Below are 13,601 nucleotides of genomic sequence, written 5' to 3'. Positions count from 1 at the left end.
CGCGAGCTGGGCGGCGGTGGTGGGGTCGGGGTGTTCGAGCAGATCGATGGCACCGGCCCCGACGACCGCGCCAATCGCGCCGGTTGCCCCTGCCGCATCCACGGCATCTGCCGCGGGGATCGCACCAACTGCATCAGCGGCACCAGCCGCACCCATCACACCAGCCGCATCAGGCGCATCCACCACACCAGCGACGTCGCGGACCGTGACGGCATCGGCAACGTTCACGGCGTCGACGACATGCACGGTGTCGGTGAAGTGGGCGGTTGAGGTGTGCGGACGTTCGGCCTCTTGGACGCCGCTCTTCTTCCGGAGGACCGCTTCGTGTTCCGGGTCGCTCAAGGTCTGCGGGTCGCAGGTTCCTGCGGTGAAGGGGCGGGGGCGGCCGTCGGATGCGGGGGTGGCGTTCAAGAGTGTTTCCTTGCGTGGGGTGGGAGGCTCCGTGGGGCGGTGGTCCGGTCGTTCCGGTTACCGCGGCTTTCGCTGGGGCAGGGCGTGCCGCCGTCTGCTGGTGTGGCTAGGTGTTGTTCGGGCCACGGCGGCCAGGGCGTCCGCGAGCCTGTCGACGATCGCCGCCGCCTGTTCGTCGGTGATGGTGAGGGGTGGCAGGAGGCGTACGACGCTGGAGTGGCGGCCGCCGAGTTCGACGATCAGGCCGCGGTCCAGGCAGGCGTCGCGGACGGCCGCGGCGAGGGCCGGGGCGGCGGGGAGGGGTGCGGTCGCCGGTTCGCCGAGGAGGGGGTCTGCGGAGAAGTCGTCGGTGTGCGGTGCGCCGGTGAGGTGGGTGGGTTCCGTGACGTCAGGGGCGGGGAACGGGCCGGGGACCTCTGCGACCTCGTCGCCGGGGTGGGGTACGACGGCGTCCGGCGCCGTATGGGCGGGGCCCGCGGTGCCCCCCGGGTCGACGAGTTCCATACCGATCATCAGGCCGCGGCCCCGGACGTCGCCGATGCAGGGGTGCTGCCGGGCCAGGGCGCGGAGTTGGGTCATCATGCGGGTGCCGAGTGTGGCGGCGCGTTCGGCGAGGCCGTTCTCGCGTACGTAGGCGAGGGTCGCAGTTCCGGCGGCCATGGCGAGTTGGTTGCCGCGGAAGGTGCCGGCGTGTGCGCCGGGGCCCCAGACGTCGAGGTCGTCGCGGTAGACGATGACGGCGAGCGGGAGGCTGCCGCCGATCGCCTTGGACAGGACCATCACGTCCGGCACGACGCCGCTGTGGTCCACGGCCCAGAAGGCGCCGGTCCTGCCGACGCCGGTCTGCACCTCGTCGGCGATCAGCGGGATTCCTCGGGACTCGGTGACGGCCCGCATGCGGCGCAGCCAGGTGTCGGGGGCGGGGATGACGCCGCCCTCCCCCTGCACCGGTTCGAGGATCATGCCGGCCGGCATGGGCACACCCGACTTGGTGTCGTCGAGCAGCGTCTCGGTCCAGCGGGCGGCGAGTTCGGCGCCACGCGGGCCGCCGATGCCGAAGGGGCAGCGGTAGTCCTGCGGATAGGGCAGGCGTGCGACCCGGACGTCCTGGGCGCCGCCCGATGCTTCGAGGGCCCCGGCGGTCATGCCGTGATAGGCACCGGTGAAAGCGAGGAGGCCGGGGCGGCCGGTGGCGGCGCGTACCAGTTTCAGGGCGGCTTCGACGGCGTCCGTCCCGGCCGGGCCGCAGAACTGGATGCGGGCCCGGTCGGCGAGGGCGGGCGGCAAGGTCCGGAACAGCTCGGTGGTGAAGGCGTCCTTGACGGGGGTGGCGAGGTCGAGGATGTGCAGCGGCGCTCCGGAGTCGAGCACCTTGCGAATGGCTTCGAGGACCACCGGGTGGTTGTGGCCGAGGGCGAGGGTGCCCGCGCCGGAGAGGCAGTCCAGGTACCGGCGGCCGTCGGCTCCCTCGATGGTGAGGCCCCGGGCCCGTACCGGCACGATCGGCAGGGCACGCGCGTACGTGCGCGCGGCCGATTCGCGCGCGGACTGGCGGCGCAGGATGGAGTCGTGCAGGGCGGTTTCGCGTGCGGACGTCCCGCGCGCATCCCCTTCCAAGGGGGCCTCTCCGGTCAAGGCCACGGCTGCTGGTCCTCCCGCTGGGTTCACGGCCGACTGGGCTCGTCGGCTCACCGAAGGGCGGACCGAGTCGGCGGGTGCAGCACCGGAGGACCGGCCCGGCGGCACGCCAGGACGGTTCGAGGGCTGAGTGCCGACTGCGAATCCCCCGTATCCCCTAACGACGAGGAGGCGGCCGGAACACGGCCCGTCCGAAGACTGGCAAGGAGACCTGCACCACAATTCGCCCCCACCGGGCCATTTCCACCCCGTTCACCCTGACCCGGCCGCCCCTACAACACGGCACGCAAGACACCCTGCGTAGTACCAGCAAGATCCCTCCGTGACGGAACCGTTGCTGTTCCGTCGGTCGTCGCCGATGGCACCGGCATAGTGTGGGGTGCCGTTCGGGGAGGGGCGAGACGGCCCGTCCACCGCGCAAGTTCGGCAGTGCAATGATTTCGAAGCCCAGGGGGATTCTCACCATGCGACCCATACGCCCGCTGTTCGCCGATCGCCGCGCCAGTAGCGTGCGCGGCAGAACGTCCCCCGTGGCGGCGGCCGTTGCGCTCGGCGCGGTGCTCGCCCTCACCGCGACCGCGTGCGGTCCGAGCGAGGACGACGCGAGCGACAAGGCGTCGTCCTCCGCGAGCGCGGGTGACGGCTCGTTCCATATCCCGGACAACATCAAGGAGAAGCTCAAGGAACACGGGATCGACCCGGACAAGTGGAAGAACGGCGAGTGGAAGAACTGGGACCGGGACAAGTGGCTGCGTGAGGCGCGGGACTTCGTCAACCCGATCATCGAGGGCCTGTGGGACTCGGACCGCATGCGTGACGCGGACAAGAACCCCGGTGGCGAGGTGGACGAGAACGACATCTCCGGTGACCAGGGCGTCACGGACCCGACGCCGCGGCCGGTGAAGGCGGTGGCCGCCGCGACGCCGTACCACGACAGTGCGCCGTACGCGGGCAAGTTGTTCTTCGACGGTCCCGAGGGATCGATGGTCTGCTCGGCCACCGTGGTCTCCGACCCCGCCCACCCGGGCAAGTCCGACATGATCTGGACGGCCGGTCACTGCGTGCACGCGGGTGCGAAGGGCGGCTGGTACCGCAACATCGCGTTCGTGCCGTCGTACAACGACGCGGGCAAGTCGGCCGCCGAGTTGCAGGGTGCGCCGAGGAGCGAGGTCGCTCCGTACGGTGTGTGGTGGGGTGACTGGGCGCAGACGTCGGACCAGTGGATCGAGCAGGGCGGGCCGACCGGTGGTGCGGGCGCGCCGTACGACTTCGCCGTCATCCATGTGACGCCGGAGAAGGGCAGTTCGGGCAAGTCGCTGGAGGAGACGGTCGGTGCGTCGCTCCCGGTGAACTTCAACGCTCCTGCGGTGCCGAAGGTCTCCCAGTTGACGGCCAAGGGGTACCCGGCGGCGCCGCCCTACGACGGCCAGCAGTTGTTCCAGTGCGCGGACAGGCCGGGGCGGTTGTCGCTGACCACGGCGAGCCCGACGATGTACCGGATCGGCTGCACGATGACCGGTGGTTCGTCCGGCGGTGGCTGGATCGGCCAGGGTGCCGACGGCAAGCCGGCGCTGGTCTCCAACACCTCGATCGGTCCGGTGACGGCGGGCTGGCTCGCCGGTCCGCGCCTGGGCAAGGAAGCCAGGACGATCTATGACGCCGTGAGCAAGAAGTACGCCGGCCAGTAAGCGGCGGGGGGCGAAGTGGCGGCGGGAGGGCGCGGAAACCTTCACCGCCCCGCCGCCGTTCGTCCTCACATCCCCAGGCATAGTGGAGTGCCGCGCACGCCCAGGCCCTCAGGCCGCCCTGCGGAGCGCTGCACCCAGCCGGACCCTGCGCCCGACAGGACACACCTTGTCCTCCGACGCAGCCCGACTCCAGACCCACCCTGACTCCAGACCCACCCTGGCCTCAGGCTCACCCTGACCTCAGGCCCGCCCTGATTTCAGACCTGCCCTAATCTCAGACCCGCCTTACTTGATCTTGCTTTCTCACGGGGGTACTCGCACCATGCGTTTCACACGACCATCCGTCGCCCGCGGCCACAGCGCCCGCAGCGACCGCAGCGACCGCAGCGACCGCAGCGACCGCAGCCGCAGACGGCGTACCGTCGTCGCCACCACCGCGGTCGCCGCCGCTCTGGCGCTCACCGCCACCGCCTGCAACGACGGTTCGGACGGCAAGGAGGGCGCGGCGCGGACCACGGCCGACGCCTCGGCCCAGAATCCCGGCGGCCCCGGGCTCTCCGCCAACCTCGCCGATCAGCTCAAGAAGCACGGCATCGACCCCGACAAGTGGAAGAACGGGGCCTGGAAGAACTGGGACAAGGACGACTGGCTGCGCGAGGCCGGCGACTTCGTCAACCCGGTCATCGAGGGGCTGTGGAAGCCCGAGCGGATGAAGTCCGCCGATGAGCCGAAGAAGACGATCGCGGCGAAGGACTACGCGAGCGACCAGGGCGTCACCGACCCGGAGCCCGCCCCGGTCCCGGCGCGGGCCGAGAAGACGCCGTACCACGAGAACGCGGCACCGGTCGGCAAGGTCTTCTTCGACGCCCCCGCGGGCCCGATGGTCTGCTCCGGCACCGTCGTGAAGGACCCGCGCCATCCGGGCAGGTCGAACCTCGTGTGGACCGCGGGCCACTGTGTGCACGCGGGTTCGGCGGGCGGCTGGTACCGCAACATCGCGTTCGTGCCCTCGTACAACGACCAGGGCAAGTCGGCGAGCGCCCTGCGCAATGCGACGCAGACGGAGATCGCCCCGTACGGCACCTACTGGGCGGACTGGGCCTCCACCTCCAAGGAGTGGATCGACCAGGGCGCCGAGTCGGGCGGCGCGGGCGCGCCGTACGACTTCGCCGTGCTGCACGTGAAGCCGGAGCGGGGCACGAAGTCGCTGGAGGAGACGGTCGGGAACGCGCTCCCGGTGGACTTCTCCGCGCCGTCGGCCCCGTCGGTGGGTTCGATGGGCGCGTGGGGCTACCCGGCCGCTCCCCCGTTCGACGGCCTGCTGATGAACAAGTGCGTCGACCGGCCCGGGCGGCTCTCGCTCAGCCCCGAGCAGCCGACGATGTACCGGATCGGGTGCACGATGACGGGCGGTTCGTCGGGCGGGGGCTGGTTCCGCGTGCGGGACGGCAAGACCGTCCTGGTGTCGAACACGTCGATCGGCCCGGCAGGCAACACCTGGCTCGCCGGACCGCAGTTGGGCCGCGACGCAGAGCAGGTCTTCGACACGATGAGTGAGCAGCACGGCGGCCAGTGACGCCATGACACCGTGACACCGTGAGGCCGTGACGCCGTGACGCCGTGACGCCGTGACGCCGTAGCGAAGAGCCCCGTCCGGGCGGACCCGGACGGGGCTCTTTCACGAACGACGGGTGGCGGTCAGCGCGTGCCCGCCGCCGTCGGGACGTACGGCGCGAGGTCCGCCGCCAGTTCCTCGTGGACGCGCGCCTTGAGCAGCGTGCCCTCCGGGGTGTGCTCTTCGGAGATCACTTCGCCCTCGGTGTGTGCCCGCGCGACGAGCTTGCCGTGCGTGTACGGCACGAGCGCCTCGATCTCGACCTCGGGCCGCGGCAGCTCGACGTCGATGAGCGCGAGCAGCTCGTCGATCCCCGCGCCCGTACGGGCGGAGACGGCGATCGAGCGCTTCTCCTGGCGCATCAGCCGCTGGAGGACCAGCGGGTCGGCCGCGTCCGCCTTGTTGATCACCACGATCTCGGGGACCTTGGTGGCCCCGACGTCGCGGACGACCTCGCGCACGGAGGCGAGCTGCTCCTCGGGCGCGGGGTGCGAACCGTCGACCACGTGCAGGATCAGGTCGGCGTCGCCGACCTCCTCCATCGTGGAGCGGAACGCCTCGACGAGGTGGTGCGGCAGGTGCCGGACGAAGCCGACGGTGTCGGCCAGCGTGTAGAGCCGGCCGCTCGGGGTCTCGGCCCGGCGGACGGTCGGGTCGAGGGTGGCGAACAGGGCGTTCTCCACCAGGACACCGGCGCCCGTGAGGCGGTTGAGCAGGGACGACTTGCCCGCGTTGGTGTAACCGGCGATGGCGACCGACGGCACCTTGTTGCGACGGCGCTCCTGGCGCTTGATCTCGCGGCCGGTCTTCATCTCCGCGATCTCACGGCGCATCTTCGCCATCTTCTCGCGGATCCGGCGCCGATCCGTCTCGATCTTGGTCTCACCGGGACCGCGCGTGGCCATGCCGCCGCCGGAGCCGGAGGAGCCACCGCCACCCATCTGCCGGGAGAGCGACTGACCCCAGCCGCGCAGGCGCGGCAGCATGTACTGCATCTGCGCCAGCGAGACCTGCGCCTTGCCCTCGCGGGACTTGGCGTGCTGGGCGAAGATGTCGAGGATCAGGGCGGTGCGGTCGACCACCTTGACCTTGACGACGTCCTCCAGGTGGATGAGCTGGCCGGGGCTCAGCTCACCGTCGCACACGACGGTGTCGGCGCCGGTCTCCAGGACGATGTCCCGCAGCTCCTGCGCCTTGCCGGAGCCGATGTACGTGGCGGCGTCGGGCTTGTCGCGGCGCTGGATGACGCCGTCGAGGACCATCGCGCCCGCGGTCTCGGCGAGCGCGGCGAGCTCCGCGAGGGAGTTCTCCGCGTCATGCACCGTGCCGGAGGTCCAGACGCCGACGAGGACCACGCGCTCCAGGCGGAGCTGGCGGTACTCGACCTCGGTGACGTCCTCGAGCTCGGTGGAGAGGCCCGCCACGCGGCGCAGGGCCGCGCGCTCGGTGCGGTCGAACTGCTCACCGTCCCGCTCGGTGTCGATCTCGTGGCTCCAGGCGACGTCCTCTTCCATCAGGGCATCGGCCCGAAGACCTTCGGTGGTGTTCGGCGCAAGGCTCCGCGCGAAGCTCTGCGCGTCCTGGGAAGGGGAAGAAGAGGAGGTCATTGGATCCTTACGTCGCTGAGATGAGTCTTCTGAGGTCGGGTCCCGGATGCCCGGGTGTCCCGGCAGTAGGCACAACGCTCGGCCCGCCCCGGTGATTCCCGACCAGAGAGATGGTCGCACGGGACGGGCCGTCTCGTCACCCGGGTTTTTCCCCGTGGGGGCGGGGCCGAAGCCCCGCCCCGCGGATCATTTCTTCGCCGCCTTGCGCACCGGGTCGGACTTCCAGTCCGGGTGCCCCGGCATCGGCGGTGTCTTCTTCCCGTACAGCCAGCCGTGGAAGAAGCCGGTCAGGTCGCGTCCGGCGACCCGGGAGGCGAGCGTGACGAAGTCGGCCGTGGTGGCGCTCTGGTCCTCGTGGGCGGTCACCCAGGCCCGCTCCAGGCGTTCGAACGCCTCCTTGCCGATCTCCTGGCGCAGCGCGTAGAGGACCAGGGCGCTGCCGTCGTAGACGACGGGGCGGAAGATGCTGATCTTCTCGCCGGGCTTGGGTCCCTTGGGCGCGGCGGGCGGGCCGCCACTGGCGCGCCAGGTGTCGGAGGAGGCGTAGGCGTTGCGCATCCGCTTCTCCAGCGCGTAGTGGAACTTCTCCTCGGTGTGCAGGGCCTCGTACCAGGTGGCGTGGCCCTCGTTGAGCCAGAGGTCGGACCAGGTGCGGGGGCTGACGCTGTCGCCGAACCACTGGTGCGCCAGTTCATGGACCATGATCGACTCGACGTACCACTTCGGGTACTCGGGGCGGATGAAGACGTCGCGCTCGAAGAGGGAGAGGGTCTGCGTCTCGAGTTCGAAGCCGGTGTTGGCCTCGGCGATGAGCAGGCCGTAGTTCTCGAACGGGTAGCGGCCGACCTTGCTCTCCATCCAGGCGATCTGGTCGGGCGTCTTGGCGAGCCAGGGGCGCAGGGCCTTGACGTCCTTGGCGGGTACGACGTCGCGCATCGGCAGGCCGTGCGGGCCCTTGCCGGGCAGGACGGCGGAGCGGCCGATGGAGACCTGGGCGAGTTCGGTGGCCATAGGGTGGTCGGTGCGGTAGACCCAGCTCGTGGCGGATCCGGCCGCCCGGTTCCGCTTTTCGAGGAGGCGGCCGTTGGCGACCGCCGGGAGGTTCTCGGGGGCGGTGACGCGGAAGGTGAAGTACGCCTTGTCGGAGGGGTGGTCGTTGCCGGGGAACACGCGGTGCGCGGCGTCCGCCTGGTTCGCCATGGCGAGCCCGTCCTTGGTGCGGATCCAGCCGACGTCCGTCTTCTTGGCGGGCATGGGGTTGCTGGTGTGGCGGACGGTGATGCGCAGTGGCTGGCCCTGGGCCATTGGCGTGGCGGGCGTGACGATCAGGTCCTCGTCGCTGGTCGTGAAGCGGGCGGGGACCCCGTTGACCGCCACGGAGCGCACCGTGCCGTGGGAGAAGTCGAGGTTGATCCGGTCGAGCGGGGCCGTCGCCCGCGCGTTGATCTTGGTAACGGCGGGGAGCGGCTTGCTGTTGTCGCCGCCGTAGGTGAAGGAGATGTCGTACGACTCGACGTCGTACCCAGGGTTCCCCAGGTGCGGGAAGAGGCGGTCACCGAGACCGAGCGGGGTGGCCGCCTGGGGCGCGGACGCCGCGAGCAGGGCGACGCAGATGCCGGCGGTGACGAGCGCGGCGGTGCGGGGCTTTCGGGAGCTGAGCAGCATGGACTACGGCTATCAGCGCGCGGGCGCGCGCACGGGCGGCACACGCCACTGCCACCCGAACGAGATCCCCGGCGGCGACGGGCGCGGTCAGACGGCCCCCGCCGCCGCGTGCTGGGCGCGCCCCACGTCGTACACCCCCGGCACATTGCGCATCGCGCGCATCAGGCCCGGCAGATGGGCGGCGTCGGGGAGTTGAAGGGTGTACGTGTGCCGGACGCCGCCCTGGGTGGGCGGTTCCACGTTCGCCGAGATGATGGCGACGCCCTCGAGAGCTATGGCTTCGGTGAGGTCGGCGAGGAGGTGTGGGCGGCTGAACGACTCCGCGACGAGCGTGACCCGGTACTCGGCGCTCTCGGCGTCGGCCCAGCGCACGCCGACCTCCGCGCGCCCGGCGTCCTTCATCCGGGTCACGCCGGGACACTCGACGCGGTGCACGGTGACGACGCCGCCGCGCACGGCGAAGGCGGTGATCTCGTCGGGCGGTACGGGCGTGCAGCAGCCGGCGAGGCGGACGGTGGCGCCGGGCTGGTCGACCACCGCGTTGGCCGTGGCGGGGCGCGCCGAGGGGCCGCTGTAGGGGGCGCGCGGCTCCGCCTCGGGGGCGCTCGGGCCCTCGGGGTGCGCGGCCAGCCAGCGCCGGATGGCGATGCGGGCGGCGGGCGTACGGGCGTGGTCGAGCCAGTCGCGGGACGGTTCGGAGGCGGCGGCGCCGTCCGTCCGGGCCATGAGGAGCTGCACGGTGTCGCCGTCGACGAGGACCGTGCCGAGCGCGGCCAGGCGGCCGTTCACCCGGGCGCCGATGCAGGCGTGGGCGTCCTCGCCGTACTGCGCGTAGGCGGCGTCGATGCAGCTCGCGCCCGCGGGCAGGCCGATGGTGCCGCCGTCGGGGCGGAAGACGGTGATCTCGCGGTCCTGGGCGAGGTCCTCGCGCAGGGTCGACCAGAACATGTCGGTGTCGGGCGCCGACCGCTGCCATTCGAGGAGGCGGGAGAGCCAGCCGGGGCGGGTGGGGTCGGAGCGCTCGGCGCCCTCGTCCGCGGGGTCCGCCTGCTCCTCGCCGGACGGCGTGTACGGGTTGCCGAGGGCGACGACGCCCGCCTCCGCCACCTTGTGCATCTGGTGCGTGCGGATGAGGACCTCGGCGACCTCGCCGTCGCCGCGGGCCACGGCGGTGTGCAGCGACTGGTACAGGTTGAACTTGGGGACGGCGATGAAGTCCTTGAACTCCGACACCACCGGGGTGAAGCAGGTGTGCAGTTCACCGAGGACGCCGTAGCAGTCCGCGTCCTCGGCGACGAGGACGAGGAGGCGGCCGAAGTCGGAGCCGCGCAGCTCGCCGCGTTTGCGGCTGACGCGGTGCACGGAGACGAAGTGGCGCGGCCGGATGTGGACTTCGGCGTTCAGCCCCGCCTCGCGCAGCACGCCGCGCACCTCTTCGGCGATCTCGGCGAGGGGGTCGTCCGCGCGTGCCGCGTTCTGCGCCATGAGGGTGCGGGTGTGCGCGTACTCCTCGGGGTGGAGGATCGCGAAGACAAGGTCTTCCAGCTCGGTCTTGAGCGCCTGGACGCCGAGGCGCTCGGCGAGCGGGATGAGGACGTCGCGGGTGACCTTGGCGATCCGTTCCTGCTTCTCCTTGCGCATGACGCCGAGGGTGCGCATGTTGTGCAGGCGGTCGGCGAGCTTGATCGACATGACGCGTACGTCGTTGCCGGTGGCGACGAGCATCTTGCGGAAGGTCTCGGGCTCGGCGGCGGCGCCGTAGTCGACCTTCTCCAGCTTGGTGACGCCGTCGACGAGGTAGGCGACCTCCTCGCCGAACTCCGCGCGCACCTGGTCGAGGGTGACGTCCGTGTCCTCGACGGTGTCGTGCAGCAGGGAGGCGGTCAACGTCGTGTTCTCGGCGCCGAGTTCGGCCAGGATCAGCGTCACCGCGAGCGGGTGCGTGATGTAGGGCTCGCCGCTCTTGCGCATCTGGCCGCGGTGCGAGGACTCGGCCAGGACGTAGGCGCGGTGCAGGGCGTCGAGGTCGGCGTCCGGATAGTGCGCGCGGTGCGCCTCGACGACGTGCCCGATGGCGTCGGGGAGCCGGTCGCGGCCGGTGGAGCCGAGGAGCGCGGCGCGGCCGAGGCGGCGCAGGTCGATCCGGGGGCGGCCACGCCTCTTGTGTGCTCCGGGCGTGATCGCCCCTGGCATGGCGGGGTTGGTCGCCTCCGCACTCATGAGCACCTCCGGCTTTCTCGACCCGGCGGCGGGCTGGCGGGGGCACCCGTCCGGACCGGTGCTTGATGCTACCGAGCCCATCACGTGCCACAGTCCAGCTCTCGCCCAGCGTGAAACGGATCACCCATTCGAGCGACAGTTCACAGGTTTACGGTTTCGCCAGGTTGGTCTGCTTGTTCGGTCGCGGGCGCGGAGAGCGACGCGAACCACTCCGCGTCGAGCACGCCCTCGGCCACGATCTCCGCGGGCCCGGTCATCTCGATCTCGCCGTCGGGCCGCTCGGTGATCGTGAGCCGGCCGCCGGGCAGATCGATCTCGTACGTCACCGGGGCCCCGGTGACGGCGGGGTCGAGGCCGTCTCTTCGGGCCGCGGCGACGGCCACCGCGCAGGCGCCGGTGCCGCAGGAGCGGGTCTCGCCGGAGCCGCGCTCGTGCACGCGCATGGCGACGTGCCGGGGGCCGCGGTCGACGACGAACTCGACGTTGACGCCCTGCGGGTAGGCGCTCGCCGGGGCGAACGGGGGCGCGTCGTACAGCGTGCCCGCGTGGGCCAGGTCCTCGACGAAGGCGACGGCGTGCGGGTTGCCCATGTTCACGTTCGTCGCGGGCCAGGTGCGCTCGCCGACGGAGACGGTGACGTCCCCCGAAGGCAGCTCAGCCTTGCCCATGCCGACCGTGATCAGGCCTTCCTTGTCGATGTGGACGTGCTTGACGCCGCCGCGCGTGGCGACCGCGACATCGCCCTCGCCCACGTGCCCGGCGCGCTGGAGGTAGCGGGCGAAGACCCGCACCCCGTTGCCGCACATCTCGGCGATCGAGCCGTCCCCGTTGCGGTAGTCCATGAACCACTCCGCCTCGGCCGCCATGGCGCGCGCCTCGGGGTGAGCGGCGGAGCGCACGACGTGCAGCACGCCGTCGGCGCCGATGCCGGCGCGGCGGTCGCACAGGGTGGCCACCGCGGCGGCGGACAGCTCGATGCCGTTCTCCGCGTCCGGGATGATCACGAAGTCGTTCTGCGTCCCGTGGCCCTTGAGGAAGGTGGTCATCTCTCGATCGTACGAGATCGGTCCGACAGTCCCGGCGGCGCGGTCAGCGCAGCCGGGCCACGCGCCAGACGGCCAGGACGGCGACCGCCGCGACCACGACGACGTACGCACCGACCACGCGCCAGTCCGGCCATCTGCCCGAGCCGCGGGGCGGGAGACCCGGCAGGGTGTAGCCCACCCGGCGGGCGGCCATCATGCCCCAGCCGGCCGCGCACGAGCTGATCAGCAGGCCCAGCATGGCGACGACCGCGCCGCCGTCCCCGAACTCGAAGAAGAGCGGGAAGGCGAACATCAGTGAGCCGATGGTGGCGAGCATCACGATGGGGGCGAGCTGCCAGATGCGCAGTCTGCGCTGCGGGCGCAGCTCGATCTCGACCTCGGCCGCCTCGTCCTGGGCGGTCAGCTCCTCGGCGGTGGGCCCGTCGGCGATCACGCCGTCCGGGGTCGCCTCTGGACCGTCGGGGCTCAACTGCTCCCCGCCCGGTGCGGTGTCACGAGGGCCGGCCTCCATCGCCACGCGCCCTCCCACTTCGGACTCCACTGGTCGATCGTTGGTCGATGATGGCACGCCCGGGGAGGCCCGGATGACGGCCGGAGCGTCCCGATGCCATCACGTGATCAGGCTGTGACCGCTCGTTCGACCAACGCCAGGGCGGTGCCCGGAAGTTCCCCGCGCCCGGCCTCGCCCCCGTTCAGCCAGTGCACGCGCGGGTCGCGACGGAACCATGAGTCCTGGCGGCGCGCGAAGCGCTTGGTGGCGCGGATGGTCTCTGCGCGCGCCTCGTCCTCGGTGCACTCACCGGCGAGCGCGGCGAGTACCTGCTGGTAGCCGAGGGCGCGTGAGGCGGTGCGTCCTTCGCGCAGACCGCGCTCGGCGAGGGCGCGCACCTCGGCGACGAGTCCGGCCTCCCACATGCGGTCCACGCGCGTGGCGATGCGCGCGTCGAGCTCGGGGCGCGCGACGTCGACGCCGATCTGGACGGTGTCGTAGACCGAGTCGTGTCCGGGCAGGTTGGCGGTGAACGGCTTTCCGGTGATCTCGATGACTTCGAGGGCGCGCACGATGCGCCGTCCGTTGCTCGGCAGGATCGCGGCGCCGGCCTCGGGGTCGGCTGCGGCGAGCCGGGCGTGCAGGGCGCCGGGTCCGCGCAGCGCCAGCTCGTCCTCCAGGCGGGCGCGGATCGCGGGGTCGGTGCCGGGGAACTCCATCTTGTCGACGGCGCCGCGGACGTAGAGTCCGGAGCCGCCGACGAGGATCGGCCAGCGGCCCTCGGCGAGGAGCCGGTCGATCTCGGCGCGGGCGAGCCGCTGGTACTCGGCGACGCTCGCGGCCTCCGTGACCTCCCAGATGTCCAGGAGGTGGTGCGGGACCCCGGCGCGCTCCTCGGGCGTCAGCTTGGCGGTGCCGATGTCCATCCCACGGTAGAGCTGCATGGAGTCGGCGTTGACGACCTCGCCGCCGAGCTCCTCGGCCAGGAAGACGCCGAGATCTGACTTTCCGGCCGCGGTCGGACCGACGACGGCGATGACCCGCGGGGCGGGAGCTGCGCTGTTCACCGCCCCAGTCTCGCAAATCGGGGCCCCGCTTCTCGAACGAGCTACGTGACGCCACGGGTCCGGGGTCGTTGCCTGTTGCGAGGTCCCACCCGCCGGTTTCGAGGACCGGTGACCCGGGCGACGCAATGGGACGCACCGGACTGGGCGGGATTTC

The 13,601-nt window shown here is 71.6% G+C and carries 10 protein-coding genes; 3 read left to right on the top strand and 7 right to left on the bottom strand.

Annotated elements, in window-relative coordinates; genetic code table 11:
- Nucleotides 1-30 precede the first annotated feature (30 nt).
- Nucleotides 31-270: a hypothetical protein gene (locus ABZ877_RS29560; protein ID WP_361077039.1), complete on the top strand. Its 240-nt coding sequence runs from the start codon at nt 31-33 to the stop codon at nt 268-270.
- A 198-nt stretch (nt 271-468) separates the two neighbouring features.
- Here ABZ877_RS29560 and ABZ877_RS29555 read toward each other — a convergent pair whose 3' ends face one another.
- Nucleotides 469-2,028: a diaminobutyrate--2-oxoglutarate transaminase family protein gene (locus ABZ877_RS29555; protein ID WP_361077187.1), complete on the bottom strand. Its 1,560-nt coding sequence runs from the start codon at nt 2,026-2,028 to the stop codon at nt 469-471.
- Nucleotides 2,029-2,513: 485 nt separating this feature from the next.
- Between ABZ877_RS29555 and ABZ877_RS29550 the strand changes: the two genes are divergently transcribed.
- Nucleotides 2,514-3,737 carry a hypothetical protein gene (locus tag ABZ877_RS29550; RefSeq protein WP_361077036.1) on the top strand — a complete coding sequence of 408 codons (1,224 nt, stop codon included), beginning with the start codon at nt 2,514-2,516 and terminating at the stop codon, nt 3,735-3,737.
- Between the two features lie 322 nt (nt 3,738-4,059).
- A complete protein-coding gene (locus ABZ877_RS29545; RefSeq protein ID WP_361077033.1) occupies nt 4,060-5,313 on the top strand; it encodes a hypothetical protein in 1,254 nt (417 codons plus the stop codon).
- 122 nt (nt 5,314-5,435) lie between these two features.
- Here ABZ877_RS29545 and hflX read toward each other — a convergent pair whose 3' ends face one another.
- From hflX to miaA, 6 genes are all read right to left on the bottom strand, one after another.
- Nucleotides 5,436-6,959 carry a GTPase HflX gene (gene hflX / locus ABZ877_RS29540; RefSeq protein WP_361077030.1) on the bottom strand — a complete coding sequence of 508 codons (1,524 nt, stop codon included), beginning with the start codon at nt 6,957-6,959 and terminating at the stop codon, nt 5,436-5,438.
- 186 nt (nt 6,960-7,145) lie between these two features.
- Nucleotides 7,146-8,624, bottom strand: a complete 1,479-nt coding sequence (locus tag ABZ877_RS29535; RefSeq protein WP_361077027.1) for a M1 family metallopeptidase — start codon at nt 8,622-8,624, stop codon at nt 7,146-7,148.
- Between the two features lie 87 nt (nt 8,625-8,711).
- Complete coding sequence (locus tag ABZ877_RS29530) at nt 8,712-10,844, bottom strand: HD domain-containing protein (RefSeq protein ID WP_361077024.1); 2,133 nt, start codon at nt 10,842-10,844, stop codon at nt 8,712-8,714.
- Nucleotides 10,845-10,984: 140 nt separating this feature from the next.
- Nucleotides 10,985-11,890, bottom strand: a complete 906-nt coding sequence (gene dapF / locus ABZ877_RS29525) for a diaminopimelate epimerase (RefSeq protein WP_361077021.1) — start codon at nt 11,888-11,890, stop codon at nt 10,985-10,987.
- A 43-nt stretch (nt 11,891-11,933) separates the two neighbouring features.
- Nucleotides 11,934-12,401: a hypothetical protein gene (locus tag ABZ877_RS29520; protein WP_361077184.1), complete on the bottom strand. Its 468-nt coding sequence runs from the start codon at nt 12,399-12,401 to the stop codon at nt 11,934-11,936.
- A gap of 107 nt (nt 12,402-12,508) precedes the next feature.
- The gene (gene miaA / locus ABZ877_RS29515) at nt 12,509-13,447 is read right to left on the bottom strand and encodes a tRNA (adenosine(37)-N6)-dimethylallyltransferase MiaA (RefSeq protein ID WP_361077018.1); all 939 of its coding nucleotides are present in this window, start codon (nt 13,445-13,447) and stop codon (nt 12,509-12,511) included.
- Nucleotides 13,448-13,601: the final 154 nt, after the last annotated feature.

The sequence above is a fragment of the Streptomyces sp. NPDC046939 genome, from assembly GCF_040644575.1.
Classification (GTDB): domain Bacteria; phylum Actinomycetota; class Actinomycetes; order Streptomycetales; family Streptomycetaceae; genus Streptomyces.
Note: the sequence above shows the minus strand (reverse complement) of the source record. Positions and strands in the feature narration are given on the sequence as shown.